Annotated in this window: 25 protein-coding genes and 1 pseudogene; 9 read left to right on the top strand and 17 right to left on the bottom strand. The window is 36.3% G+C overall.

Annotation, left to right across the window (positions count from 1 at the left end; all coding sequences use genetic code 11):
• Positions 1 to 44 precede the first annotated feature (44 nt).
• The gene (locus EKQ63_RS07560) at positions 45 to 224 is read right to left on the bottom strand and encodes a YjzC family protein (protein WP_000531421.1); all 180 of its coding nucleotides are present in this window, start codon (positions 222 to 224) and stop codon (positions 45 to 47) included.
• Between the two features lie 494 nt (positions 225 to 718).
• Between EKQ63_RS07560 and EKQ63_RS07555 the strand changes: the two genes are divergently transcribed.
• The 3 genes from EKQ63_RS07555 to EKQ63_RS07545 all read left to right on the top strand — a co-directional run bounded on the left by EKQ63_RS07555 (position 719) and on the right by EKQ63_RS07545 (position 1,972).
• Positions 719 to 1,528, top strand: coding sequence for a Cof-type HAD-IIB family hydrolase (locus EKQ63_RS07555; protein WP_001041235.1), 810 nt, complete (start codon positions 719 to 721; stop codon positions 1,526 to 1,528).
• 105 nt (positions 1,529 to 1,633) lie between these two features.
• Positions 1,634 to 1,774: a hypothetical protein gene (locus EKQ63_RS07550; RefSeq protein ID WP_000516816.1), complete on the top strand. Its 141-nt coding sequence runs from the start codon at positions 1,634 to 1,636 to the stop codon at positions 1,772 to 1,774.
• Positions 1,775 to 1,972 carry a DUF3813 domain-containing protein gene (locus EKQ63_RS07545; protein WP_087951658.1) on the top strand — a complete coding sequence of 66 codons (198 nt, stop codon included), beginning with the start codon at positions 1,775 to 1,777 and terminating at the stop codon, positions 1,970 to 1,972. It begins immediately after the preceding gene.
• Between the two features lie 25 nt (positions 1,973 to 1,997).
• Here EKQ63_RS07545 and EKQ63_RS07540 read toward each other — a convergent pair whose 3' ends face one another.
• Positions 1,998 to 2,855: a YitT family protein gene (locus EKQ63_RS07540; protein WP_087951657.1), complete on the bottom strand. Its 858-nt coding sequence runs from the start codon at positions 2,853 to 2,855 to the stop codon at positions 1,998 to 2,000.
• 100 nt (positions 2,856 to 2,955) lie between these two features.
• On the opposite strand from EKQ63_RS07540, the gene EKQ63_RS07535 reads away from it, so the two are divergent.
• Positions 2,956 to 3,087, top strand: a complete 132-nt coding sequence (locus EKQ63_RS07535; protein WP_001120845.1) for a DUF3941 domain-containing protein — start codon at positions 2,956 to 2,958, stop codon at positions 3,085 to 3,087.
• A 130-nt stretch (positions 3,088 to 3,217) separates the two neighbouring features.
• Entirely contained in the window at positions 3,218 to 4,075 is an 858-nt protein-coding gene (gene prsA / locus EKQ63_RS07530; RefSeq protein ID WP_087951656.1) for a peptidylprolyl isomerase PrsA, read from the top strand.
• Between the two features lie 49 nt (positions 4,076 to 4,124).
• Here the strand turns inward: prsA and EKQ63_RS07525 are convergent, their stop codons facing one another.
• Complete coding sequence (locus EKQ63_RS07525; protein WP_000281266.1) at positions 4,125 to 4,979, bottom strand: CvfB family protein; 855 nt, start codon at positions 4,977 to 4,979, stop codon at positions 4,125 to 4,127.
• A 238-nt stretch (positions 4,980 to 5,217) separates the two neighbouring features.
• Between EKQ63_RS07525 and EKQ63_RS07520 the strand changes: the two genes are divergently transcribed.
• Positions 5,218 to 5,709, top strand: a complete 492-nt coding sequence (locus EKQ63_RS07520) for a YajQ family cyclic di-GMP-binding protein (protein ID WP_001040152.1) — start codon at positions 5,218 to 5,220, stop codon at positions 5,707 to 5,709.
• Positions 5,710 to 6,191: 482 nt separating this feature from the next.
• Here the strand turns inward: EKQ63_RS07520 and EKQ63_RS07515 are convergent, their stop codons facing one another.
• Both EKQ63_RS07515 and EKQ63_RS07510 read right to left on the bottom strand, forming a co-directional pair.
• Positions 6,192 to 7,094 (bottom strand): helix-turn-helix domain-containing protein, encoded by a 903-nt coding sequence (locus EKQ63_RS07515; RefSeq protein WP_087994578.1) that lies wholly within the window; start codon positions 7,092 to 7,094, stop codon positions 6,192 to 6,194.
• 316 nt (positions 7,095 to 7,410) lie between these two features.
• Positions 7,411 to 8,712 (bottom strand): alpha-amylase family glycosyl hydrolase, encoded by a 1,302-nt coding sequence (locus tag EKQ63_RS07510; RefSeq protein ID WP_143880930.1) that lies wholly within the window; start codon positions 8,710 to 8,712, stop codon positions 7,411 to 7,413.
• 213 nt (positions 8,713 to 8,925) lie between these two features.
• On the opposite strand from EKQ63_RS07510, the gene EKQ63_RS07500 reads away from it, so the two are divergent.
• A complete protein-coding gene (locus tag EKQ63_RS07500) occupies positions 8,926 to 10,161 on the top strand; it encodes an ammonium transporter (RefSeq protein ID WP_143880929.1) in 1,236 nt (411 codons plus the stop codon).
• 120 nt (positions 10,162 to 10,281) lie between these two features.
• Here the strand turns inward: EKQ63_RS07500 and EKQ63_RS07495 are convergent, their stop codons facing one another.
• The 11 genes and pseudogenes from EKQ63_RS07495 to asnB form a co-directional block, all read right to left on the bottom strand.
• Positions 10,282 to 10,923 (bottom strand): helix-turn-helix domain-containing protein, encoded by a 642-nt coding sequence (locus EKQ63_RS07495; RefSeq protein ID WP_087951651.1) that lies wholly within the window; start codon positions 10,921 to 10,923, stop codon positions 10,282 to 10,284.
• Between the two features lie 175 nt (positions 10,924 to 11,098).
• Positions 11,099 to 11,335: a hypothetical protein gene (locus tag EKQ63_RS30560; RefSeq protein WP_074585542.1), complete on the bottom strand. Its 237-nt coding sequence runs from the start codon at positions 11,333 to 11,335 to the stop codon at positions 11,099 to 11,101.
• A 20-nt stretch (positions 11,336 to 11,355) separates the two neighbouring features.
• Complete coding sequence (gene ytaF / locus EKQ63_RS07485; protein ID WP_143880928.1) at positions 11,356 to 11,973, bottom strand: sporulation membrane protein YtaF; 618 nt, start codon at positions 11,971 to 11,973, stop codon at positions 11,356 to 11,358.
• Positions 11,974 to 12,087: 114 nt separating this feature from the next.
• Positions 12,088 to 12,321 carry a hypothetical protein gene (locus EKQ63_RS07480; protein ID WP_016716854.1) on the bottom strand — a complete coding sequence of 78 codons (234 nt, stop codon included), beginning with the start codon at positions 12,319 to 12,321 and terminating at the stop codon, positions 12,088 to 12,090.
• Positions 12,311 to 12,607 carry a hypothetical protein gene (locus tag EKQ63_RS07475; protein WP_143880927.1) on the bottom strand — a complete coding sequence of 99 codons (297 nt, stop codon included), beginning with the start codon at positions 12,605 to 12,607 and terminating at the stop codon, positions 12,311 to 12,313. The genes EKQ63_RS07480 and EKQ63_RS07475 overlap by 11 nt, the downstream gene beginning before the upstream one ends.
• 13 nt (positions 12,608 to 12,620) lie before the next feature.
• Positions 12,621 to 17,159 (bottom strand): cation-translocating P-type ATPase, encoded by a 4,539-nt coding sequence (locus EKQ63_RS07470; RefSeq protein WP_143880926.1) that lies wholly within the window; start codon positions 17,157 to 17,159, stop codon positions 12,621 to 12,623.
• 45 nt (positions 17,160 to 17,204) lie between these two features.
• Entirely contained in the window at positions 17,205 to 17,555 is a 351-nt protein-coding gene (locus EKQ63_RS07465) for a YtxH domain-containing protein (protein ID WP_016716852.1), read from the bottom strand.
• 785 nt (positions 17,556 to 18,340) lie between these two features.
• Positions 18,341 to 18,645, bottom strand: a pseudogene (locus EKQ63_RS07460) (hypothetical protein).
• Between the two features lie 115 nt (positions 18,646 to 18,760).
• Complete coding sequence (gene katB / locus EKQ63_RS07455; protein WP_001069174.1) at positions 18,761 to 20,227, bottom strand: catalase KatB; 1,467 nt, start codon at positions 20,225 to 20,227, stop codon at positions 18,761 to 18,763.
• A 59-nt stretch (positions 20,228 to 20,286) separates the two neighbouring features.
• Entirely contained in the window at positions 20,287 to 21,246 is a 960-nt protein-coding gene (gene hemH / locus EKQ63_RS07450) for a ferrochelatase (protein WP_016716850.1), read from the bottom strand.
• 187 nt (positions 21,247 to 21,433) lie between these two features.
• Positions 21,434 to 23,281 (bottom strand): asparagine synthase (glutamine-hydrolyzing), encoded by a 1,848-nt coding sequence (asnB, locus tag EKQ63_RS07445; RefSeq protein ID WP_087951649.1) that lies wholly within the window; start codon positions 23,279 to 23,281, stop codon positions 21,434 to 21,436.
• 239 nt (positions 23,282 to 23,520) lie between these two features.
• Here asnB and EKQ63_RS07440 point away from each other — a divergent pair, with 239 nt between their 5' ends.
• A complete protein-coding gene (locus tag EKQ63_RS07440; RefSeq protein WP_087951648.1) occupies positions 23,521 to 24,075 on the top strand; it encodes a DUF2777 domain-containing protein in 555 nt (184 codons plus the stop codon).
• A 60-nt stretch (positions 24,076 to 24,135) separates the two neighbouring features.
• On the opposite strand, the gene EKQ63_RS07435 is transcribed toward EKQ63_RS07440, so the two are convergent.
• Positions 24,136 to 24,501 (bottom strand): YisL family protein, encoded by a 366-nt coding sequence (locus EKQ63_RS07435; protein ID WP_000233489.1) that lies wholly within the window; start codon positions 24,499 to 24,501, stop codon positions 24,136 to 24,138.
• Between the two features lie 150 nt (positions 24,502 to 24,651).
• Between EKQ63_RS07435 and rocD the strand changes: the two genes are divergently transcribed.
• Complete coding sequence (rocD, locus tag EKQ63_RS07430; protein WP_000616655.1) at positions 24,652 to 25,842, top strand: ornithine aminotransferase; 1,191 nt, start codon at positions 24,652 to 24,654, stop codon at positions 25,840 to 25,842.
• Positions 25,843 to 25,920 lie beyond the last annotated feature (78 nt).

The raw sequence follows: 25,920 nt of genomic DNA, 5'->3' as shown, positions 1-25,920 counted from the left end.
AATGGATAACGACAAAAAAGCCGCAATAATGATTGCGGCTTCTGTTACGGTTTTCTTTTATATGTCCACTGGCGGTTATGATTTGTGTTATCTGGAAACTTTTCACCAGCAGTTAGTTTTACCATTTGCGGATCTTTCACCATACTTCCCGTTTCACCAATTTCTACGTAAATGCCATCATTCGGCGCTTTTTGTCCAGAACGAAACCTACGATTTTGTCCCATTTCCATTCTCCTTCCATGACGTCTTTGCCTCATTAGTATATCCATTTTAAAAGAAAGCTTGTCTGTCATGTTTAGGAAACAAGTACTACATTTCATTCTTGTACATATACATGAATGACACAAGCTTAAAGCAGGGATTTCTTTCCTATTTGTAGAAAAAAAAGAAACCAACCTACTATAGGCCAGTTTCAAAGGAGAGTCAAACATATACGAGAAGATTACATGTTCATTATAAGCCTCATCCTACGAACAATGTAACCCTTTTCACATTTTGTCCATAATGAAAGAAACATTGTTTGAACTTTCTAAAAAGATGTTGACTTTTCTTAATTTCCAGCGAGAAATAGTAGACACCGTAACACTTTGCGACGTAAGATGGATATATAGTGAAGTTTCCATCTTTGGTGGTCTCACCCAGCTTAACCTCTTATTTCTGCATATTAAAACGGAAATACAGATAGAAACAAAAATAAATTATTATAAGAGGTGAAATTATGAACAAACAGCATTTAATCGCACTAGACTTAGACGGCACTTTATTAACAGACAACAAAATAATTTCCACTCGAACGAAACATACAATTGCAAAAGCAAAGGAACAAGGACATATTGTCGTTATTTCAACAGGACGTCCATTCCGCGCTAGTTATGATTACTATAAAGAACTTGGTCTGAATACACCAATCGTAAACTTTAATGGCGCTTACGTACATCACCCTCTTGATTCAAAGTGGGGCACACATCACTCTCCTCTTGAGCTAGCAACAGCACAAGAAATTGTCCGAGCTTGCTTTGATTTTGGCGTAAAAAATATATACGCTGAAGTAATGGACGATGTGTATGTTCGTGAAATTGATGAAGATAAAAAACATATTTTTGAATTCGGTTCTCCAAACATTTTTACAGGAGACTTATTAAATATTTTAAACGATCATCCAACTTGCTTATTAATTGACGCACATGACGAGCATTCCAGTGCAATTCGTCAACATTTAACTGATATGCATGCTGAAGTAATTGACCATAGAAAATGGGGCGCACCTTGGCCGATTATTGAAATTGTAAAAAGCGGACTAAATAAAGCTGTTGGACTACAAAAAATTTCTAGTCATTACAACATTCCACAAGAGCGAATTATCGCTTTCGGTGATGAAGATAACGACTTTGAAATGATTGAATTTGCTGGTCACGGCATCGCAATGGGCAATGCCATCCCTGAATTAAAATCACTCGCAAACCATACGACGCTAACGAACGAAGAAGATGGCATTGCACTATATTTAGAAGAGGTTCTTGGGTTGTAATCTAAAAATTCCCTGCTTATAGTTTCTCGCCAAACGCTCATACTATCATTAGACGCAAAAGTTAGCGCGTCGATTGTTTTCAGCTAAATAAAGGGGGTTTTTCGAATGGGTAAAAAGAATAAATCAAAACGTTTTATCCAACAAGGAGCCGATGCTGTTATGAAGCATGATGCAAGATTCCCGTACCGAGGTACATTAGCTGAGGCAGAAAAAGCGAGAAGTAACTCTTCTTTTGGAGGGGTCTAAATGGGGAATTTACTATTTCAACAAGCTAGAGATGCTGTTGCAAATGCCGTATCTTGTTCAAGCGGCACCGAGCAACAAGATCTCGTATATAGAGCAAAAAACGCTTTGCACTCTGCTTACGCAAACTCTTCAACAGCTGAAAAAGCTCAGCTACGTGAAATGCAAGAGCAGTTGCAAAACATTACGAATGCACATTAAAAAAGAGGACCAGCTTTGGTCCTCTTTAATCTTTTCGAAACAATCCGAATACCCCAACCGTTTGCAGAACGTTTGTAAATGCCCCCGGATCTACTTGTTTAATAACCCTCTCTAATTCATACAGTTCGTAACGAGTAATAACAATCATTAACATTTCCTTATTTTCATTCGTATAAGCACCAGTTGCCGGTATAGTTGTAATCCCCCTCACTAAGCGTGAGTGAATCGCCTTTCTTACATCCGCCCCATTTTTCGTAACGATTAATGCCGTAATCTTCACATGACGCGTATGAATTGCATCGATGATTCGCGTTGACACATACAAAGTCACCAAAGTATATAATGCTTTTTCCCATCCATACACATAGCCGGCAGCGATAATGATCAGTGCATTAAAGAAGAAAAAATACGTACCGACAGGCTTGTCTTTAATCTTTGATAAAATCATGGCGATTATATCTAAACCACCTGTAGAAGCCCCCCACTTCAACGCAATCCCTACCCCGATTGCTGAAATAAGCCCGCCAAAAATCGCATTTAATATGATATCGTTCGAAACTGCCCTAACAGGGATAATTTCTAAAAACATAGTCATAAAGATAACGCAAAGAAAACTAAAGAAAGTAAAGGCCTTTCCAACCTTTTTCCAGGCTAAAATAACGACAGGAATATTAAACAAGCTAAATAATATCCCGGTTGATATGTGAATAGATAAAAAATCACCTAATATTTGTGATAGCAATTGAGACAATCCAGCAAAGCCACTTGCATACACTTTCGCTGGCGTTAAAAATAAATTCATTCCAATCGCATTTAACAAACCTGCGACGATTACAACGATTAACTTCTTTATAAGTTCGGTATAATTCAACTTCAAATCCATTTCCAATCCACCTTCATTATTCATGAATACACTGCTATACATAGTCTTTACGAAAAAGGAAATGATAAACGTACAACGTTTAGAAATGGAGTTGATACATATGCCACATACGAGTGATAACGACAAAAAAGCACGCGATAATAATGCAAAACGCGCGCAAAAAAATGAGCAAGAACAAAAGAATATAGAGCAAGGTAAGCGTGCCTATTCTAAAAAGACCGATCACCTTTGATTCCATCGTACACCAACAATATTGTTGGTGTACTTTTTTTACAGTTTACAGGGAAAAAACATTAAAAATTCACTTCATGTTCACTTCTATATTCTACAATAGCGATAACATATTCGGATGAGGTGTTAGCATGAGAGGGAAACACATTTTCATTATTACTGCACTACTAAGTATATTAATGCTATCTGCTTGTGGACAAAAAAACGACTCAGATACAGTCGCTACAGCAACAGACTCAACCATTACGAAGAGCGACTTCGAAAAACAGTTAAAAGATCGTTATGGAAAAGACATGCTATACGAAATGATGGCACAAGACGTTATCACGAAAAAATATAAAGTATCTGACGATGATGTAGATAAAGAAGTACAAAAAGCGAAAAATCAATACGGAGACCAATTTAAAAACGTATTGAAAAACAATGGTTTAAAAGATGAAGCTGATTTCAAAAATCAAATTAAGTTCAAACTTGCTATGAATGAAGCGATTAAGAAAAGTATTACAGAAAAAGACGTAAAAGACCACTATAAACCAGAAATTAAAGCAAGCCACATTTTAGTAAGTGACGAAAATGAAGCAAAAGAAATAAAGAAAAAATTAGATGCTGGTGCTTCATTTGAAGAACTAGCAAAACAAGAATCACAAGACCTGCTATCAAAAGAGAAAGGCGGAGACCTTGGATACTTCAATTCAGGTAGAATGGCACCTGAATTTGAAACTGCTGCCTATAAACTAAAAGTCGGACAAATTAGCAATCCCGTTGCATCACCAAACGGTTATCATATTATTAAATTAACTGATAAAAAAGCTTTAAAGCCTTATGATGAAGTGAAAGACTCTATTCGCAAAAACTTAGAAGAAGAACGTATCTCTGACCCTATATTCGGCAAAAAACTATTGCAAAATGAATTAAAAAAAGCAAATATTAAAATAAATGATAGTGAATTGAAAGATACGTTCACTCTTGTACATGAGCAAGGGAATTAAAAAAGCACCACCTTATAGGTAAAATATAAGGTGGTGCTTTTTATTTCCTTTATTTCTTAAAGTACGTCCAACCTTCTTCTTGGTAAACCTTTTCTTCTTTCATCAACTTACCAAGCGCACGCTTAAATGCAGCTTTACTCATATTGAAACGTTCTTTAATGTCTTCTGGGTAGCTCTTATCCCAAAATGGCATTGCTCCGCCTCGTTCTTCCATATATGCATAAATCACTGCAGCATCATCTTCCATTCCTTCTTCTTTACGAGGAAGAAGTGAAATGTTAATTGTGCCGTCATCTTTTACATCAATAATTCGTCCCGTTACGCGCTGACCGATGCGAACTTGTTCTTTTCTTTCTGTATGATGTAAAAATGCACGGAAATGCTCATCTGTTAAGACGAATGAACCAACTTGAAGTGAACGATATACACGTCCATTTACGTTTTTATTACGCATAGATGGCGTTGCATCTACAACGATTTCTTGCATATCACTGTCTCTTGCTGGAAGAGCAATTAAACGATCACGATTCGTTAATTTTAACGTACAATATAATTCGTCTCCAACTTCTGGCCATACTGGCATATAAATTGGGAATTCATCAGCTGGAATTAGTATATCTTTTGATACACCAATGTCAACAAACACACCTAGACTAGGAATGACTTCTACAACCTTTACCCAGTTCCAATCATACGTTGTAATAATTGGTTCCTTCATTGTTGCCGAAATACGATTTTGGTGATCAAGGTATAAGAATACATCAATCGTATCGCCTTCTTCAATTTCTCCAGCTACTTCATTTTTATGTAGAAAAATTTCTTCTTCTTCATTTCCAACCATATATCCGATTTCCGTTTCGCGTAAAACAGTTACCTGTTCAATCGATCCTATTTGTAAATACATATTTTTTAATTCCCTTCTATATATATAAAATTAACTTTTTTATCTTTTTATCATTCCAAACAAAAGTTAATTATAACACGATTTTTCCTTTATTTGTCCAACTGCCCAAAATTCACTATAATAAAATGAGGTTACATCATTATAAGTATGAAAACACTTAAGTCTAAGCTCGTTTTCAGCTATACTTTAGTATGTACAGTACATAAAAAGATTAGAAATATATTTGGAGGTGCTAACTATGGCAAAAGATAGTTCTTTTGACATCGTTTCGAAAGTAGAATTACCTGAAGTAACAAACGCAATTAATATCGCATTAAAGGAAATCCAAAACCGATATGACTTTAAAGGAAGTAAAAGTGATATTAAACTTGAAAAAGAAGTACTTGTTTTAACTTCTGACGACGAGTTCAAATTAGAGCAAGTAAAAGACGTTCTTATTTCTAAACTTGTAAAACGTAACGTTCCAATTAAGAACTTAGATTATAGCAAAGTTGAAGCGGCAGCTGGTAACACTGTTCGCCAACGCGCAACACTTCAACAAGGTATCGATAAAGATAACGCGAAAAAAATTAACAACATCATTAAAGAAATGAAATTAAAAGTAAAAACACAAGTACAAGATGATCAAGTACGTGTTACAGCAAAAAGCCGTGATGACTTACAAGCAGTTATCGCAGCAGTTCGTAGCGCTGATTTACCGATTGACGTACAATTTATTAACTACCGCTAAAAAGAAAAACATCCTCTATGTAGAGGATGTTTTTCTTTTTAGCGTGTAAAAGTCTAGGCTTACGGGCAATCGGATAAATTTTATGCATAAATGAAGAAGACCCTTTTAAAAATCGGAACAAAAACCTCCCTCCCCAATCAAATGTAACAAATTATGAGTATAAGAATATTTTCCACCCTTTCCTGTAATGTAAAATTAGTAAAGAATTTATTTTATGAAAAATGTTAATTAAAAAGAGTTAGAAGTGGTTATTTGAAGAAATTAATACTATGTTTTTTATTAACTACATTCTGTCTATATATTGCAGGGTGTTCTAATAATATAACTACACCTGGGGATACATCTAAAACTTCAACACCTGCGAATTGTAAATACATCAACAAAGCTTGGTATAAGAAACCTACGAACTGTAATAATTGATGATATAAGTCATAAAAAAGACACCATAAGGTGCTTTTTTATAGAGAATAATAAGATGTTCATCAGAAATTATGAGTGATTTTTTTATTTTGTTGTTCAAAATATTTTTCTTTAACTATTTTTATCAGATCTTCTTTTTCTGTTAGTTCAAAGATAAATAATGCTTTTTTCATATTATCAGCTACATCTTCTTCATTACATTGTTTCAGCTTTAGCATGTTCCAAGCTTTTCCATAGTATAATTCGCCTAATAAATATAAAGTATTTAGATTAATAGCTAATTTAATACCCATATCATTGTATTTTATTGCCTCTTCATGTTGATTTACATGACCTAACATTTTCCCCAAATTAAAAATGATTTTTAATTTAACCTCTTTATCTCTAGGGAAATCTAACTTATTAAAATTAGTTAAACATCTTCTTAATATAGTAATACTCTTTTCATATTCTTTATTTGCCCAATGAAATATAGCCATCGACTGCATAATATCTATTTCTCTTTCTGATAAAAAATCACCATTCGTTACAGTTAGTTTTAGTGCCTTATTTAAAAGATTTAAAGCAGTTTTTATTGATTTATTCACATAAAATATAGCAATCGCTTCATGCCATATTAGAAATTGTTTATCTTCTTTTAACTGGAAATTATTTTCGGTTTTCTCTTGTTTCACTATTTCATAAAGTTCATTATATTGTTTTTGTTTTGTACAATCTCTCATTACACATTTTACATTTTCTACATATTTTAGTTTTTTGTTTTGAGTTAGTGCGAAAATATGATTTGGATCAATACCAAGTCTTTCAGATAATTGATATAACAATATGCTAGATGGATAAATCATACCTTTTTCTATTTTGCTAATTTGACTTTGCGAACATATTCCATGACACAATTCAGATTGTGATATATTCTTTTTCATTCTAAGTTCTTTAATGGTAATACCCAAATCGTAAAATTCCATTTTTCCTCCTCAAATATAACCCTCAATGAGTAACAAAAAACTTTTCACCCTTTAATGTAATGTAAAATTAGTATATTTTCAATTATTGTTGCTTCTATCGATTTTTTTACTTCTTTGCTCAGTTGCATTTCGAGGTGAGAGTCTTACTTCAAAGAAAAACAGACTAGGGAGAAAGTTTTCTCCTTAACCTGTCCCACCGAACAAATTCCCCATCGTCACTGTTATCCACAAAATACAGAATTACGAATACGATAAGAAGACTCAAACATCTCACCTCATCACGCACTTTTAATTGAACACAAAAGAGAATATCCCCTTATTTCCGCCTCTTTTTAACCACAATTAAAAAAGCAATAAACAATACGTTCACACCGACGATTAAAGAAATAAATAGCCAATTCACACCTGTTTCCCCGTTAACTTTATACACATTTGATTCCTCACGCTTTAAAACGAGATAAAATTTTCCGTTTTCTTCTCTTATAATTTCATCTTCTAACAATCCCCTTAACTCTTGTTTTTCACCAACCGCACTTGCAGGTAAAGCAACTTTTTGTGTTTCTTTCGTATTATTAATCGCTACTACTGTCACTTCATCTTTATACTTTCTCTTTAGTACACTCATTCCATCTTTATCGTATAGAAGCTCAAACGTACCGCGGCGTAAAGATGGTCTCGCTTGTCTAAGCTCACCGAGTTTCGTTATGTGTTGCATAAACTTTTCATCTGATTTGAAGTCCATTAATCGTCTATTATCTGGCGTACCTCCTCCATCCAATGCAATTTCAGTTCCGTAATAAAAATTCGGAATACCTGGTGTTGTTAATAAATATGTAAGAGCGAGTTTCAAACGAGATGGTGGATAATTCATATTCTCTTTTGCAATACGAGCAAATCTTTTTGTATCTTGATTATCTAAAAATGTAGCGGCTGCTCCGTCTTTTTTACTCACATCATATAAAGGTTTCACCGATACGTCCGCTTTGGAAAACGCATCTACTATTTTTTCGTTGTATTCACTATCTTCTTTTGTCATAACTCGAAAATCTTTCTTTATCACTTGCATATCTTTTTGCACATCATCCCAAAAAGCAGGCGACTTTTTTTCACTATGTATTACATAACTTGCATCTAAATCAACTTCTTTGATCCACCATTTCATCGAGTCGATTACTTGTTGTTCGTTTTCTCCAAGTGGAAATTGAAATACAACTTTCATTCCTTTTGCATGAGCTTCTTGCACAAGTTCTTTCACATCATTTTCTGTTCCGAAATGTTCATTTACCTTCTGAAAATTGCGCACATCTAACCCATCGTATTTTACACTTTCAAAAAGCGGCGAAAGCATAACAGTCGTAAATCCCATTTCTTTTATGTAATCCAGTCTTTTTATAATGCCTCTTATATCTCCGCCCTGATATCCTTCTAAATTGCCAACTTCTAACTGTTTGTCATTTTTTGGTTCCCCATTATTAAAACGATCAATCATAATGGAATATATAACTTCGTCTCGCCACTCTCTTTTTTCGTCTGCAAATGTATGTATTGGTACAAACAAAACGACAGTTAAACAAAAACAAATGAATAATTTCCTAGTATGTATTTTCCCCACACGCATCCCCCATGTTTTTTAATTGTAAGAATATTATACCAATTATCCGAACGAATCGCATACGTTGATTTCACTCTTCTCAAAATACTCCATGTTAGATTTCCTAACATGATACATAAAGTTTTCTGAATTTTTAGTTGATTTTTCCTTTCATTTCGAATATGATATGAAACATAACAAATTGATGTTATTTTTTCTAACATTACAGGAGGAGAGAGAATGAATACGGGAGATACAGTTTTTATGTTTGTAGCGACAGTAATGGTCATGTTAATGACACCAGGATTAGCACTTTTTTATGGGGGTATGGTTCGCAGTAAAAACGTACTCAGTACAACAATGCATAGTTATAGCGCAATGGCTATCGTTTCGATTCAATGGATTATAATTGGTTATTCTTTATCATTCGGACCAGATTGGCACGGACTTATCGGCACACTCGATTGGTTCGGTTTAAACGGAGTTACCTACGCACCAAATCCAGACTACTCATCTACCATTCCTCACAATTTATTTATGATGTTTCAACTCATGTTCGCTATTTTAACTCCCGCTTTAATTTCAGGAGCATTTGCCGAAAGAATGCGATTTTCATCTTTCCTTATTTTCATCCTTCTATGGACAACAATCGTTTACAATCCTGTCGCTCATTGGGTATGGGGCGTTGGCGGATGGCTAAGAGAAATTGGTGCGTTAGACTTCGCTGGTGGTAATGTCGTTCATATTACATCTGGCGTGGCTGGCCTTGTATTAGCTATTTTCCTTGGAAAACGAAAAAACATAAACGGTTCTTCTCCTCATCATTTACCATTTACGATGTTAGGAGCTGGTTTACTGTGGTTCGGCTGGTTCGGTTTTAACGTCGGAAGCGCATTATCTTTAAATGATGTAGCTTTAACTGCATTTATTAATACAAATATAGCTGCCGCTGCCTCTGCATTAACTTGGATGCTTTCAGAGTGGTTCTTCCAATCAAAACCGACTGCGATGGGAGCTGCTTGTGGCGTCGTTTCCGGTCTAGTCGCTATTACGCCAGCTTGCGGGTTCGTTACACCTTTCTCAGCTCTTCTTATCGGAGCAATTGGGGGCGTATTATGCTTCGGAGCGGTCTTTTTCTTAAAAACAAAATTTGGGTACGACGATACACTCGATGCATTCGGATGTCACGGCATCGGCGGAACTTGGGGCGGCATTGCGACAGGACTATTTGCAACTACTGCCGTAAACGGCGATGGTGCTAACGGATTATTTTACGGAAACGCCGCGTTACTGTTGAAACAACTTGTAGCAATCGGCGCAACATATGCGTTCACAATCATCATGACGTACGCGATTATTAAAGCAATTAACTTCTTCCTCCCTGTCCGGGTAGATGAGCACGAGGAACATATGGGACTTGATATTTCAATGCATGGGGAGAAAGCTTATGAGTATGTAGAAAAATCGGCTAATTAAAACGAAAAAGGTGTACTCCGTTCTAACACGGGGTACACCTTTTTCGTATATTCATAACGATACAATTATCCCAAACTATTGGTATATAAATATCTTCATCTATCTATTCATATAAACATCTTATCTTTTCATTAGTGCATTTAAAACGAGTTGTACCGCAACCGCATCATCTAAATAGCCGATTGGAAATATATAATCTGGGATTACATCGACCGATAATATAAAGTAAATAAGCGCACTTCCCATTAAAGCAAGTTCTGCAGTCGTTCCTTTCTTCTTCGAAAATCTCTCGTACAATTCTTTCAAATCATTAATAAATGGGCCAATACTGCTTACCTTTTGAATCTTTTCAAGAAACCCCTTTTCAATTGTTTCTTTCCCTTCTTCTGTTTGCGAATATTGTTCATAATTCGCTAACTGCTGCTCTACATTCGATATACTAAACTTTTGATCATATAGCTGAGCAGATTCAAGTAAGTGTTCAATATTATTAATAGAAACGTGAATATCAGATTGCTCCTCCTGTTTCGTGTCAATAGAATAACCTGCCGCTACAAACAAATCACCTACCGGAACATCAAGGCTCTCTGCAAACTTTTGCAAATGCTTTGGATTCGCCTTTCGCTTACCATTTACAATCATTGAAATTGTAGCGGTATCAATATTAGTGAGCGCACTAAGTTTTCGCATCGATAAAGACTTTTCCTTAAGCAATTTTTTCAACAACAATCCAAGATTACTTTTTTCATGATCTTGAGACATATCTCATTCCCCTTTATTCACGAGAATAACCATAGTTATTATATGAAAAATAACTACATCACTATACATTTTATATTAACAAATTTTTCTGACCATTTACAAGATAGAAGTCCCTTTATATGTTTATATTTTGCAAACAAAAAAGCTATCTTATATTCAAGATAGCTTTTTAAAATTATTTTAACCATTTCCGTAATAATACAAATACACTACCGCAAATTATGTAAGAACTCACGAATATGACGATGGCCATAAAAAATGAATGATGTAGAGAAAAGGTTAGTATCATCAATAAGAAAGACACAAAGAGCAAATCTAATAAAATAAAGTATCCTGAAGTTAAAACACTTTCAACTAATTGCAACTCCGACTCTAACTCCGAATATTTTAGCCTTTTATACAGTAATCTCAATTTCACTCACCTTCTATGAATTAATCAAAAAATGCAGCAAACGCAATAACTAATAATAATGTTCCACTAATCAATGTTCCAAACTGACCTAAAGTGAATTTACCGATACGAACGTGAGCAATCTTTCTCCCTAACGCAACTCCACCCCATACCGTAATAAAACTACCCACTGCAGCGGCAATACAAATGGCAATTGGATTCAAACCGAACAACCCTGCTCCTAAACCATTCGTTAGTGCATTCGCAGACAAACCAATTCCAAGAAAAATAGACTCTACAAAACCGATTTCACCACATTTACCGATATTTTTCGTTAAACCATTTATTTCTGTACTTGCCACTTCTCCCTCAGTCTCTTGCACCGGAACTTTACGAGGAATTGCTAGTAAAATAATTCGGAGACCAATTATCACTAATAAGAACGAACCGATTACAACAGGCATAATCCCAGGTAAAATTTTTGACAGCCATAAGCCAAAATATATTCCTACTACACTAAATAAAAAACAAATTATCGAAATAATAAAGTTTGATAGATGACTAATTTTTATATTTCGAATGCCGTAAGAAATTCCTACCCCTAAGTTATCGATACTTGATGAAAATGTTAATGCCAAGACCATCATCCATGCTGCCATTTCGTTCACCCCTTCGATTCATTAAACATTCCAGAATCCAAAGTGACATACATAGTACGGAATATGGATAAGGGAGACAACACTCCCTATATCCCTCTCAATTAACAATTCTTTTTAAAAACGAGGCAAAGTGAACCACTTCATTATATTCATGCGATTCACTTTTCCTTTTTCACGAACGGATTGAAAAATATCTCCCGTAAAAGATCCCATTTTAGTAGCAATCTCTTTTTGCATTTCTTTATTTTCTGATGCCACCTTTACACTCAAGTCTAGCGCCTGTTCAAAATGCTCTAACGCTTTTTCTAAATGGTAATCTACATTTTGTTCAACAGCTTTATGCGTCATTTCTTACTTCCTCCTTTTCCTCAACCTTTGCAGCTGCTTCTATTACCTCTTGCTCTTCAGCATGATCATCTTCAACATAAGAAAGCTCTTTCTCAAATTGTTTTTGCATTCTATCCATTTTCGCTTCTACAATAATATCTTCCACTTCTTCTTTAATCGTTTCAAAAGTAGACTTCACACCTTTTGCCCCTGATTCAACAAGTGAACGAAGTGTATTTCTTACAACAGGTAATAAAGCGGCACTTGCTAACGCTAAAGTAGATCCAATAACAATTTTTCGTATCATTTTCATTACTCCTTTACACTGTTTTTAATAATGCTAGTTCATTAACTGCCAATTTTTTTGAATCATCATTCTTATATGAAACTACATTAATAATAGGTTTTGAAATTTGAGATACTGTGCCCGCTACAAGAAGAACAGGTACCCATTGTATAAATGTCAATGGAACGGTATGGAATATACGAGCAAACGGCGGAACATATATAGCTGATAATAATACAAGCCAAGACGTTCCTAACGCTGTCACAAAGAAACGATCTTTTGACCAATCACGCATCGTTTCGTCCGATCCTTCTTGTCTCCAAGAGAACGTTTGAATAAGTTGACCTGCAACTAATGCAGCAAATGCTGATGTTTGCGCTACCGCAAGAGGCACGCCAGCTGCTAAGCTCATACCGAATAAAGCAAGTGAACCTGCTCCAAGCAGTATGCCTCGCGTTACAACCTTTTTGTATAGCTCTTTATCAACAATATCTTGACGTTTCGTTTGCTTCGTTTTGTTTCCAGGATTTACAGCTAAAATCATCGCTGGTAAAGCATCCGTAATGAGATTCATTAATAAAATTTGAATTGGCACTAACGGAATGGGCATTCCCGCAATAACTGCTGCACTTGTCACTAATACTTCAGCTAAATTTCCCGTTAATAAACACCCAACTGCTTTTCGAATATTACCAATGATCGTTCTACCTTCTTTTACCCCTTCCACAATGGAACCGAAATGATCTTTTTTCAATATAAGATCGGCAGCCTCTTTCGTTACTTCTGTTCCCGTTTGCCCCATTGCAATACCGATGTTCGCTTTCTTTATAGCAGGTGTATCATTTACACCATCCCCGGTCATCGATACAATTTGACCGTCAGCTTGATATGCAGTTACTATGCGTAATTTATGGGCTGGCGTTACTCGCGCAAACACAGACGTGCTTTTCACGATATTTTCCAACTCTTCATCTGTTAAATTATCAATTTCTATCCCTGTTAAAACATGATCATCACGATTCCAAATGCCAGTCTGCTTCGCAATAGAGATCGCCGTAGTCGGATGATCCCCAGTAATCATGACTGGTTTTACACCAAGTTCAATCGCTTCACGAATACTCTCTTCTACTTCAGGTTTCGGCGGATCAATCATACCAACTAATCCAACAAAAATAAGGTCATCATTTTCACCATTACTATACGCAAAACCTAATACTCGCAGCGCCTGTTCTGCAAAACCTTCATTTTGTTGTAAAATCACTTCTTTTTCTTGATCACATAACGGATAGATTTCGCCATTATGTTGATACCATTTACATTTAGTAAGAATCGCCTCTACAGATCCTTTCGAAAACTTATAGATTGATTCATTTTCCTTACAAACAACACTCATAATTTTCGTCTCAGAGTCGAACGGTTCTTCATGATGTCGTTCAAATGATGTCATATCTTTTTGTGACACCCCCGCTTTAGAGGCCAAACTTAACAAAGCTCCTTCAGTCGGGTCACCTTTTACAATCCACTGATCCTCTTCTTGTTCTAATTTACTATTATTACAAAGGACACTAATTTGCAGAACGCGAACTAAATCTGGATGTTCTAATGGTGTGTTTTCACTTTCATGATAAGTCGCTTCTTCTACTTCCATCTCTACAGCAGCAGCGACTTTAGATGACGTTACATCCGAAATCTTACCAACTGGTTCATATCCGTCACCAGATACACCCCATACACGATTTGGTGTAGCGATCACTTTAACCGTCATTTCGTTCTTCGTAAGAGTACCTGTTTTATCAGAGCAAATAACCGTTGTTCTACCCAACGTTTCTAAACTGGAAAGCTTCCGAACGAGCGCATTTTGCTTCTGCATACGGAATATCCCTGCGCTTAAAGCGATTGTAATCATAATCGGCAAACCTTCTGGAACAGCTGATGCTGTAAGAGCAACTGACGTTGTAATCATTTGCGTAATTGGTAAACCACGTAGTAATCCCGCTACAAGTACAATACCACCAGCTACAAAAGCCCCTTTAATAAATGTTTTACTAATAGACGTCACCTTTTGCTGGAGTGGTGTAGGCTCTGTTTCTTCTCCTTTCATCAAGGAAATCATATAGCCCATTTCTGTACTCATCCCTGTTTCTACTACTATAGCTCTCGCTTTACCGCGCGTTACAGACGTACCCATAAAGAGCATATTATTCCGCTCCGCTAACGAACATTCTTCTCCTATAGCATCCACTTTCTTCTCAACAGGTAGAGACTCCCCCGTTAACATCGCTTCATTCACTTCCAAATTCCAAGAATGTATAGTACGAAGATCAGCAGGTACACGGTCTCCAGCCTGCAGGCAAACAATATCACCGGGAACAAGCTCACTACTTGCTATTTCTACTTCTTCTCCTTCTCGAAGTACTGTACAATTCGGCGCATGGAATTGATTTAAAGCTTCCACTACTTTTTCGGCCTTCCGCTCTTGAAGAGTTCCAATTACTGCATTGACAACGAGGATTATGCCCATTGCTACCCCGTCAAACACACCGCCTGATAATACAGACACTCCAGCTGCTCCAAGTAAAATAAGCGATGTAAACTCTTTAAATTGGCCCATAAATGAAACAATCCAAGGAACAGACTGCTTCGGTTCAATTGTATTCACCCCATACTTTTCTTGTCGCACTTGCACTTCTTGCTCACTTAATCCCTGCTGTTTCTCCACTTGTAAATCATTTATTACATCTTCTTGCGAAAGTGTATACCATTTAGTAGAAGGTTCTCTCACTGGCGAGTCGTTCTTATTCCCTATCTCTTTATTAGAAAAAATCTTCTCACTCACCCGCTTCGCTCTAGATAAAAATGTTAAAGATAGAGCATTCGCCATTAAAGCGATGACAGGTGCAGTAAATATAGACCAAACAGCCAACATCTCTCCAGCAATGTTCCACATTTTTGCTACTCGAAAATGTTCTTTCACCAATAGATCGATTCGTTCTGCATAGGCTATAGATTGAAATATATTTTTCATTTCATGGTGAGATACAGACGGAAATTCAATATCATCTTCACATACAAATAATACTTCTTCCCCATTCGAACGAATACGCTCTACACGCTCTACAACATCGCTATGTTGCCAACTTACATCAATACCGTATTGCGTAAGAACACTCTTATTCATATTCAAACTATTTTCCATAACAGCTATCGCACATTTATTTTCGTTTAACTTAAGAAAGATGTCTGCAAACTCAGGAACAATTGCTATTTTTGATCCAACTAACAATCCGAGGCACTTTTGACCTTTAGCAACAAACTGAACGTTAAATCCTTCTTTGCTCAGCCTCTTCGCTTCTAACACATACAGGCTTATATCTACACCATTTCGTTTTGCAAATACTTGACTACCGATAAAGGATGGAATTCCTTGTATATCACCTTTTATCCCTTCATCATCAACTTCAACTTCAAAAGCTTTCCTTAACGTTCTTCCTGTTTGCTTCGCTCGTTGCACAACCTCATCTTTCCAATCATGCTCACTTTTCTCTAGTAACGAAGCTGCCGTGCACCAAATTTGCCCTTTATCCTCTGAAACACAGCTAATCTCCGCTGCTTCATTACGGAATATACGAGACACATCGTCAAATACGACCGTTCTCGTTCGAGACAATTGAGATAATGACCCTTCATTTGGAATAACGTATCCTCTTTCTCGCGCAACGAGATCCCCTTGTCGCCACGCATACTCAGCAGACGAAACAGCAGGTTTTGGATTCGCAGCTAATAAAACCGCCATTCCGCGTAACGGATTTCTCGTAAATGCCCATGTTGCTCCGCCAAAAAGCATGCCCCATTTCGATTGTCTTTCACTGTATGCTTTAATCTCCGGGGATAAAATCCTTTCTTTGTACGAATCTGTTTCTTCATTTATATTCGCCTGACTACGCTTCCAATTTAAATAGTTTAATAGACTAAGTCCCGCTAATACGATAATATTTTCTCGCGCAAGTGCTAGCGCTAGCGTTCCTATGCCAAGCACTAAATCAGAATTCACTTTTTTGCTAGCAACCATTTTTTTGAATCCTCGTTTAAGAAACGGATATCCTGTTACAACGGATAAAGCACCCGATACATAAAAAAGCCCTGGACTTCTAGCTAAAGCTGACCTTCCCATAAATAATTGTTTTATACCAAATGCACCTAATCCAGCGACAGAAAGCGCTAACGGTAACGGGACACCTTCACCTTTTTTCTCGTAAGAAATTACACTAGATGAAGAATCTTCTACTTTCTTCGTTTCTTCCATATTATTAAGGTTATTATTCTTTGTAATTTGTTCTTCTAGGAGTTTAATTATTTCACAAATTGTATGTAGAGAGGTCTTGTTGATATCGTAAGTAATAAGGGCTCTTCCTGTAGAAATAGAGGGACTTACTTGATAAATACCTTCCACGTCACGAAAACGTTCTACTATCAAGTTCGCCATATTTGTATTGTATTTCAGTTTATATATTTCAATTCGAATTCTTCCAGGTAACGATCGTATAAATCTCGTTTTCAATGATTTACTCTGCATCATCATCCTCCTTATTCTTGTAAATGAAATAACATCACTTACTATTTAAGGAGTAACAGGTAGGCTTTCATAATCTACACTCTCATTCGAATGATATGCATTTACACGAGATGCCCATTTTTCCTGGAATTTAGAAATTGTAATCGGCACTGCTTCTACTGCTCCGATAATCGGTGATACTGTTTTTACCGCCACTTTTCGTGCCGCTTCTTTCACTTTCGGCAGAGCTTCTTCCATTTCTGAACCAGCACTTTTCATTTGTTCTTTTGCACCGAGAAAAGCAGATACTGTTTTTACCGCTAATTTTCTTAACCCCGTTCTCGCTTTCGGTGACGCCAATATAACTGCTGCTACCCCAACAGCTATACCGATTGGTGATTTCATAAATCGAAACATGTACATTTCTCCTCACTTCATTATTTTTGAGTCTGTAAAATGAATCAATCCTATCCAAGCTAAGTAAACGTGTAATCCATTTTGTCACATCCTTTTTTTGTAAAAAGTATATATCGAGTATATATTTTCATTTGCATTATTTCAACAATTTATTAGTTTTTTGTAAATTTTATGTTAATTCAGAAAAAGGTTTTGTGAACTTTTCTATTCTTATGCAAGTATACAGGTAATATATTCCACATTATTCTTGCTCAATTATTGAGATTATATTGAGAATTCGTTTTGTTTTTTTACAAATCACAAACTAAGACATGCACTTTTACGAAACAAATTTTATATACTATAAAAAATGCCTCAGGGAGTGATTTTCATGAGCTTATCCTATTGGAAATACGCAATTCTTAATCATATCACTACAAATTTTCGCACCTTCTTATTTAATATCATTGTCGCTATTTTAGGTGAAATCGCACTTTTCCTCGTCCTCAGTTTTGTCCCAAAAAGATTTCATAAATTTTTCGCATAAAAAGGCCTGAGTTCCTATCTATTGTAGAACTCAGGCTGCTTAGCTTTATTGAATGTAGGGGAACCGTTACATAGTGTTTATATTCGCATCTTGAAATACCCCATCTAGTATTGGGTAGAATATATCGGCGATTATTCGGATATATCGACGATTTTTCAAATATATGAGCGATTATTTCAATATATCGACGTTTCGACACAGGATATCGATTTACCAACAAACTTCGACATGACTTAAACGTAAAATACCCCCGTGTCACTCACGAATCACCATACTTACTTTTATTCAAACTTAATATAATAAGAAATGCAATCGCTATTACAGCTAAAAACGAACGGGATTAAACGGTGTTCCTACCGTTTCATTAAAACGATGATAAATAAAAGGGATCATCTCAAGTACCATTAGCCCCATTGCAATTTGAAACGTCTCAGCCATCGCTTTATTTTTTATAAATACAGCACGCTCATCACCTTGTTTCCCAATCGCTATAAACATTTTTATAATAGCAAACACTACAAATAAAAAGACACTTAACGCAATAATAAAAATCAAAACATCCATCAAAATACACCTCTTATATGTAAAACTTTTTTGACAAGAGTATAACACCTTTTACCCCTCATGTAAAATATCTTTTACACAAAAAGACGACCGTTAAACGGTCGTCTTTTCCAATTTATTTCGGAGCATTTCCTACATATTGCGTAATATCAACATTTAATGATTGTGCTAAGCGCATACCGTACTCTTGATCTGCACGGAAGAAGTTACAAACAGCTAGTAATTTCGTGCGTTCATTTACGTCTTTTAAGTCATTTGTTAAGTTTGCAATTAAATTGTCTTGCTCTTCTTTAGAGAATGAACGGTAACGCTCACCTGCTTGTTTGAAATCATTTGGTTTGTCAATTTTCTCACGAGATACATAGCCTTCTACTTTCATAGTTGAATCGCGGTAAGCTGGGTCTTCAACTGGATTTTCAGCATGACGGCTCGGTTCGTAGTTGATTGTAGATGGGTTTTGATTGATTTGCATCGCACCATCACGTTGTTGGTTATGAACAGCTGCATATGGGCAGTTTACAGGAATTTGTAAGTAGTTTGCACCAAGGCGATAACGCTGTGTATCTGGATAAGAGAATAAACGACCTTGTAATAATTTATCTTCAGATGGTTCAATACCATTTACAGTTGCACTTGGAGAGAACGCCACTTGTTCTACTTCCGCAAAGAAGTTTTTCGGGTTACGATTTAACGTCATTGTCCCTACTTCCATTAACGGGAAACGATCTTCTGGCCAAACTTTCGTTGGATCTAACGGATCGAAATCTAAAGAATCCGTTTCTTCTAATTGCATCACTTGTACGTGTAAATCCCACTTCGGATAATTCCCTTTTTCGATTGCATCGAATAAGTCACGAGTTGCATGGTTGAAGTCTTTTCCTTGTACTTCTTGCACCTCTTTTGCACTTAAGTTACGTACACCTTGCTGTGGTTTCCAGTGATATTTAATGTAGACAATTTTACCTTCTGCATTAATCCATTTAAATGAATGTACACCGAACCCTTCCATTTCACGATAGCTTGCTGGTGTACCGTAATCAGAAAATACCCATGTCATCATATGTGTAGATTCTGGACTTAACGTCATGAAATCCCAGTAACGATCTGGTGTTTGAATATTTGTATCAGGTGCTGGTTTTAAAGAATGCACCATATCAGGGAATTTAATTGCATCACGAATGAAGAAGACCGGTAAATGATTACCTACGATATCATAGTTTCCTTCTTCTGTATAAAATTTAACAGCGAACCCACGCGGATCACGAGCTGTTTCCGGAGAACCTTGACCATGAATAACCGTTGAAAAACGAACAAATACAGGCGTTTCAGTTCCTTCATTTTGTAAAAATGCTGCTTTCGTATATTGCTTCATGCTATTTTTCGTAACGAATACACCGTGAGCACCTGCACCACGTGCGTGTACAACACGCTCTGGAATACGTTCACGATCAAAGTGAGCCAATTTTTCTACTAAATGATAGTCTTCTAATAATACCGGTCCACGGCGACCAGCTGTACGAGAATTTTGATTGTCTCCAACCGGAGCACCTTGGTTTGTTGTTAAGCGATTATTTGGATTCATCTAGGGGGATCCTCCTCTTTCTTTCATAGTAATTATTATTTATTTAAAATTATTATAAATTAATTATTATTCAAAATTAGATCTTTGTCAACTACTTCTTTCATTTTTTTGGAAACAATTTCAGTTAAGCAATCGATAAATATAGATTGTGCATTCGGCATATTCGGTCTAAAATACGTAGCATTTATTTCATCCGTTACAACTTTACACTCGTAATCGTTGTCATATAAAACTTCTAAATGCTCTGCCACAAAGCCAACTGGGCAATATATGAAAGATTTATATCTATGCTCTTCAAATAAATCTCTCGTTAAATCTTGCACATCCGGTCCAATCCATGGATCAGGTGTATTTCCGGCGCTTTGCCAACCAATTGTATAGTTTTGGATGTTTGCAGCTGCTGCGATTAAATCCGCTGTATGCTGTAATTGCTCCACATAAGGGTCACCCGCTGCAATAATTTTTTCTGGTAAACTATGCGCCGAAAAAATTACGATTGCTTTCTCTTTATCTTCAATTTTTGTAAATGTTTCTTTTATTTGATCTGCCCAATACGAAATAAACTTCGGTTCATCGTACCATTGTTCAATCGGCTCAATAACAGGACCACCTATTTCCTCCGAGAGACGAATTGCACGCTCGTTATATGCCTTAATGCTAAAGGTAGAATAATGCGGCGCTAATACGATACTAATCGCTTGTTCAATTCCATCACGTTTCATCTCTTCTACTGCATCTTCTATAAACGGAGCAGTATGTTTTAAGCCTAAGTAACAATTAAATTCATACTCTGTAAACATATTATTCATTGAGTCTGTTAATTTATGCGCTTGCTCTTTCGTAATTTTTGCAAGCGGTGAAATTCCGCCAATTGCTTTATAGCGCCTGATTAAATCTTGGAGCGCTTCCTCGGATGGCTTACGCCCATGACGAATATGTGTATAATATGCCTCTACTTCATCTAATGAATCCGGCGTTCCATACGCCATTACGAGTAAACCTATTTTTTTCTTTTTCATCTATATAACACCTCAATTTTATAAATGAGAATCTTTTTCAAGAACATTTGTTTCCAATTATAACAACTAATAATAAGTACGTCAAAATAATTATTATAAATAAGTATTATTTCTAATATGATTTTAAATTTTATATGACAATTTTTTTAATAAAAAGCGACTTACACAAAAGTAAGTCGCTTTTCTTCTATTCCTTAATATTTACCCCATATTCTTTAAACCAAACATGAATTTGCGCTAAATGAGCTAAAAGTTGAGGACCAGTCATTAATTGACCGAACCAAGGGGATTGAAATGCACTGCCGCCTGACTCAATTAATCCGCTCAGCTGCTCTTTATCAAATAGTTCGTGTAAAATTGAGCCTTTATCTGTTAATAAATCTTGTAGCCATACTGTTACTGCTTTCGTATAGTGCGGATTATGTGTTTTCGGATACGGACTCTTCTTTCTATATAAGATTTCATTTGGAAGTAATCCTTCTAACGCTTTACGTAATAGACCTTTTTCGCGATTTTTATACATTTTCATTTCCCAAGGAATATTCCAAGCATATTCGACAAGTCGATGATCCGCAAACGGAACCCGTACCTCTAAGCTTGCACCCATACTCATACGGTCTTTTCTGTCTAATAATGTTGTCATAAACCATACCATATTTAAATAAAATAATTGTCGTCTCTTTGCTTCAATTGGGCTTTCTCCCTCTAAAATAGGAACTTCTTGAATGGACTCTTCATAGCGCTGCTGTACATATTGTTGTAAGTTTAATTTATTTCTCCATTCTTTCTTTAGCAGTTGTTCACGTGCTTCTGTAGAGCGCATCCACGGAAATGCACTCGATTGTAAATCATCCTCTCTATAAAACCACGGATAACCACCAAATATTTCATCTGCACATTCCCCAGATAGACCGACGACAAAATCTTGTTTAATCTCTCGACAAAACCATAATAATGACGAATCAATATCTGCCATACCAGGTAAATCGCGAACGAGCACTGCTTCTGTTAAATACTGCGCTAATTGTTCATTTGAAATGACGCAGCGATGATGGATTGTTTGAAACGTTTCAGTCATCAAATGAATAAATGGTGCATCTGAATTTGGCTGAAACGCATTTGCTTTAAAGTATTTGTCATTATCTTCGTAATCAATCGAATACGTGTGTAATTGCCCTTTTCCTGATCTTTCGTATTCTTTCGCAGCAATTGCTGTAATCGCGCTCGAATCTACACCACCTGATAGAAAAGTGCACAGTGGTACATCAGAAACGAGCTGCCTTGTAATCGCATCTTGTAATAAAAAACGTGTTTTCTCTACTGTTTCTTCAAAGGAGTCTTCATGCTTTTTACTTTCTACATTCCAATATCTCCATATACATAAACCGTTCTTTGAAAATGTCATCGCATGACCTGGACGTAATTCTTTTATACCAGCATAAATACCGTGGCCAGGCGTTCTAGATGGTCCAAGTCCGAATATTTCTGATAATCCTTCTAACGTCACTTCCGCCTTCACATCTGGATGCGACAATATCGCTTTTAACTCTGAGCCAAATAGTAATCGCCCACTGTCATATTTATAAAAGAGCGGTTTTACACCTAATCGATCTCTCGCGATAAATACTTGTTCTTTCTGTTCGTCCCATACTGCAAACGCATATATACCGTTTAAATGATCGACACATTCTTCTTTCCATTCAATATAAGAAGCTAATAATACTTCTGTATCAGAATGACCTTTGAACGTATATCCTCTTCTTAATAATTCCTTTCGAATGTCTTCTGTGTTATAAAGTTCACCGTTATAGCAAATGGCATAATTCGTTTCATCTTTTAAACAAGTCATCGGCTGTTTACCACCTTCAGGATCAACAACGATTAACCGTTTATGTCCAAATGCGACATTGCCTTTAATCCAAACTTTATTATCATCCGGCCCACGTTTGGCTAACGTCTCAGCCATCTTCGTAACGACATCTCTTTCTCCTTCTAATGAGCGTTTATAATCCACCCATCCTGTAATCCCGCACATATAAATCATCCTTCCATCTTATTTCTTTTCTTGAACGTGCAGTAATCCCCACCCTAAGAGTGCGGATCAAAAAAATGAAAAACTTGACGATAACCTACTATCCACATATGGAATAGCATTTTCACTCAGTAAAACGTGTTTTATTGTATGCCCACCTATGTCTATATGTGTCTAGTTATAAAGAATGCACGAACTGTCTATAACAGGAATAACTACTTTTCATAAAGGAGAAATCGTGTATGATACAACGTAAACATATTTTATATAATCAGCCCCGCGCTCATACGGTCGGTAATGTAGAATATATAAACAATGAATGGGTATTCTTTGATGATGAAAATGAGGAAGCATTTTTATTAGAAGAGATTGCCGAAGATGGGTTTGAAATTTTGTATAATAACAATTGGCTACCAGCCCGTTTCTATGAACAAGATGTATTACAAATCGCCAACGAACAGCACCATTTACAAAATGGGGAAATGATACGCATTCGTAAAAAATTACTCCTTAGCTATACGGAATGGCTTGAGGAATTACCTGACTCTGTCTTTGCCTTATTAACAGAGGCATTGCAATCACTTCATTACTCTTTATATGATTGCATGTATTGTCATAATTATTTATCCTTTTTACCGAAAGAGGAAGCATGCGAAGGAGTAAATATTCTTTTATTTGATAACGAAGAGATGATTTGTACACTACAGCACCATTTCGTTCGTCACGCTACGTCAAATAAAAATATGTTTCGTTTTACAAAAGCGAACGGAGAAGAGTTGCATATCGATGCGACATAAAATAAAAAACCACCTTATCTCCCAAGTCTTTGAGATTATAAGGTGGTTTTATTTTCTTTATTAGAATACTTTCCAACCAATCGGTAATTTCAGCCCTAGATAAATTACCGCTACTAGCGCGACAATAAATAAGCCCCAAACCGCCCCTGTTGGTTTGTTTTTGCTCATTTTTACAAGAACCATTTCCATTCCACCGATTACTAATATACCAGCTAACATTTTTAAACCGTACCACATGTGCATGCTACCTGTTGCTGTTTTCACAATACTCATGTACAACATAAATCCTGTCACAATAATGAAGATATACATTAGGCGAAGCCCCATATGTACACCTTTACCTTTTCTTCCTGCTGAATAAAGTGAATACGCAACGAAGAATAAAATTAAACCTAACGCCCATGCTGTAATATGCATATGTACCATCGTATCCCTTGCCTCCTCTTTTCACACTTTTTCACTCTATATGATAACATGTTCATTTATTTTCAGGAAATGTTTCGCTTTTTTACATTTAAATGCTATAATATTTAGAGTATTTACAAACTTCTTGTAATAACAAAAGGGGGAACAATCATGATTCAAACTAAGGATATTATCGAACTTACAGACACATACGGGGCAAATAACTATCACCCACTTCCAATCGTTATTTCTAAAGCAGAAGGCGTTTGGGTAGAAGATCCTGAAGGAAACCGCTATATGGACTTATTAAGTGCATATTCTGCAGTAAACCAAGGTCATCGTCACCCAAAAATTATTAACGCTTTAATTGACCAAGCTAATCGTGTTACGTTAACTTCTCGTGCTTTCCATAGCGATCAATTAGGTCCTTGGTACGAAAAAGTTGCGAAACTAACAAATAAAGAAATGGTACTTCCAATGAATACAGGTGCAGAAGCTGTTGAAACTGCAATTAAAACAGCTCGCCGATGGGCTTATGATGTGAAGAAAGTAGAAGCAAACCGTGCTGAAATTATCGTTTGTGAAGATAACTTCCACGGACGTACGATGGGTGCTGTTTCTATGTCTTCAAACGAAGAGTACAAGCGTGGATTCGGTCCAATGCTTCCTGGTATCGTTGTAATTCCTTATGGTGATTTAGAAGCGTTAAAAGCTGCTATTACACCAAACACAGCTGCATTCATTTTAGAGCCAATCCAAGGTGAAGCAGGAATTAACATCCCACCAGCTGGTTTCTTAAAAGAAGCTCTTGAAGTATGTAAAAAAGAAAACGTTTTATTCGTAGCAGATGAAATCCAAACTGGCTTAGGCCGTACTGGTAAAGTATTTGCTTGTGACTGGGACGGTGTAACTCCTGACATGTACATACTTGGTAAAGCACTTGGCGGCGGCGTATTCCCAATCTCTTGCGTTGCAGCAAACCGCGACATTTTAGGGGTATTTGAGCCAGGTTCTCACGGTTCTACATTCGGTGGTAATCCACTTGCATGTGCTGTTTCTATCGCAGCTCTTGAAGTGTTAGAAGAAGAAAAATTAACAGAGCGTTCTCTTCAATTAGGTGAAAAATTAGTTGGACAATTAAAAGAAATTGATAACCCAATGATTACTGAAGTTCGTGGTAAAGGTTTATTTATCGGTATCGAATTAAACGAGCCAGCTCGTCCTTACTGTGAACAACTAAAAGCAGCGGGTCTATTATGTAAAGAAACACACGAAAATGTAATTCGTATCGCACCACCTCTAGTAATCTCTGAAGAAGATTTAGAGTGGGCATTCCAAAAAATTAAAGCGGTATTATCGTAATAATAGAGAGACTGTCCTACATGTTAGGACAGCCTCTTTCTTTTTTTAATAGTTTATCGTAAAGTAAATTTTAATATT

This window comes from Bacillus sp. BD59S (genome assembly GCF_007363175.1).
GTDB classification, from domain to species: Bacteria; Bacillota; Bacilli; order Bacillales; family Bacillaceae_G; genus Bacillus_A; species Bacillus_A pacificus.
The sequence above is the reverse complement of the archived record's forward strand: the minus strand, read 5'-3'. Positions and strand labels throughout refer to the sequence as shown.

Coding starts and splice junctions, on each gene's coding strand:
- EKQ63_RS07560 (WP_000531421.1), bottom strand. CDS start 224: ATGGGACAAAATCGTAGGTTTCGTTCTGGACAAAAAGCGCCGAATGAT.
- katB (WP_001069174.1), bottom strand. CDS start 20,227: ATGAATCCAAATAATCGCTTAACAACAAACCAAGGTGCTCCGGTTGGA.
- EKQ63_RS07495 (WP_087951651.1), bottom strand. CDS start 10,923: ATGTCTCAAGATCATGAAAAAAGTAATCTTGGATTGTTGTTGAAAAAA.
- EKQ63_RS07440 (WP_087951648.1), top strand. CDS start 23,521: ATGATACAACGTAAACATATTTTATATAATCAGCCCCGCGCTCATACG.
- EKQ63_RS07475 (WP_143880927.1), bottom strand. CDS start 12,607: ATGATACGAAAAATTGTTATTGGATCTACTTTAGCGTTAGCAAGTGCC.
- EKQ63_RS07435 (WP_000233489.1), bottom strand. CDS start 24,501: ATGGTACATATGCATATTACAGCATGGGCGTTAGGTTTAATTTTATTC.
- EKQ63_RS07535 (WP_001120845.1), top strand. CDS start 2,956: ATGCCACATACGAGTGATAACGACAAAAAAGCACGCGATAATAATGCA.
- EKQ63_RS07470 (WP_143880926.1), bottom strand. CDS start 17,159: ATGCAGAGTAAATCATTGAAAACGAGATTTATACGATCGTTACCTGGA.
- EKQ63_RS07500 (WP_143880929.1), top strand. CDS start 8,926: ATGAATACGGGAGATACAGTTTTTATGTTTGTAGCGACAGTAATGGTC.
- EKQ63_RS07545 (WP_087951658.1), top strand. CDS start 1,775: ATGGGGAATTTACTATTTCAACAAGCTAGAGATGCTGTTGCAAATGCC.
- EKQ63_RS07550 (WP_000516816.1), top strand. CDS start 1,634: ATGGGTAAAAAGAATAAATCAAAACGTTTTATCCAACAAGGAGCCGAT.
- EKQ63_RS07480 (WP_016716854.1), bottom strand. CDS start 12,321: ATGACGCATAAAGCTGTTGAACAAAATGTAGATTACCATTTAGAAAAA.
- rocD (WP_000616655.1), top strand. CDS start 24,652: ATGATTCAAACTAAGGATATTATCGAACTTACAGACACATACGGGGCA.
- EKQ63_RS07515 (WP_087994578.1), bottom strand. CDS start 7,094: ATGGAATTTTACGATTTGGGTATTACCATTAAAGAACTTAGAATGAAA.
- ytaF (WP_143880928.1), bottom strand. CDS start 11,973: ATGGCAGCATGGATGATGGTCTTGGCATTAACATTTTCATCAAGTATC.
- EKQ63_RS07540 (WP_087951657.1), bottom strand. CDS start 2,855: ATGGATTTGAAGTTGAATTATACCGAACTTATAAAGAAGTTAATCGTT.
- hemH (WP_016716850.1), bottom strand. CDS start 21,246: ATGAAAAAGAAAAAAATAGGTTTACTCGTAATGGCGTATGGAACGCCG.
- EKQ63_RS07520 (WP_001040152.1), top strand. CDS start 5,218: ATGGCAAAAGATAGTTCTTTTGACATCGTTTCGAAAGTAGAATTACCT.
- EKQ63_RS07510 (WP_143880930.1), bottom strand. CDS start 8,712: ATGCGTGTGGGGAAAATACATACTAGGAAATTATTCATTTGTTTTTGT.
- prsA (WP_087951656.1), top strand. CDS start 3,218: ATGAGAGGGAAACACATTTTCATTATTACTGCACTACTAAGTATATTA.
- EKQ63_RS07465 (WP_016716852.1), bottom strand. CDS start 17,555: ATGTTTCGATTTATGAAATCACCAATCGGTATAGCTGTTGGGGTAGCA.
- EKQ63_RS07555 (WP_001041235.1), top strand. CDS start 719: ATGAACAAACAGCATTTAATCGCACTAGACTTAGACGGCACTTTATTA.
- EKQ63_RS07525 (WP_000281266.1), bottom strand. CDS start 4,979: ATGTATTTACAAATAGGATCGATTGAACAGGTAACTGTTTTACGCGAA.
- asnB (WP_087951649.1), bottom strand. CDS start 23,281: ATGTGCGGGATTACAGGATGGGTGGATTATAAACGCTCATTAGAAGGA.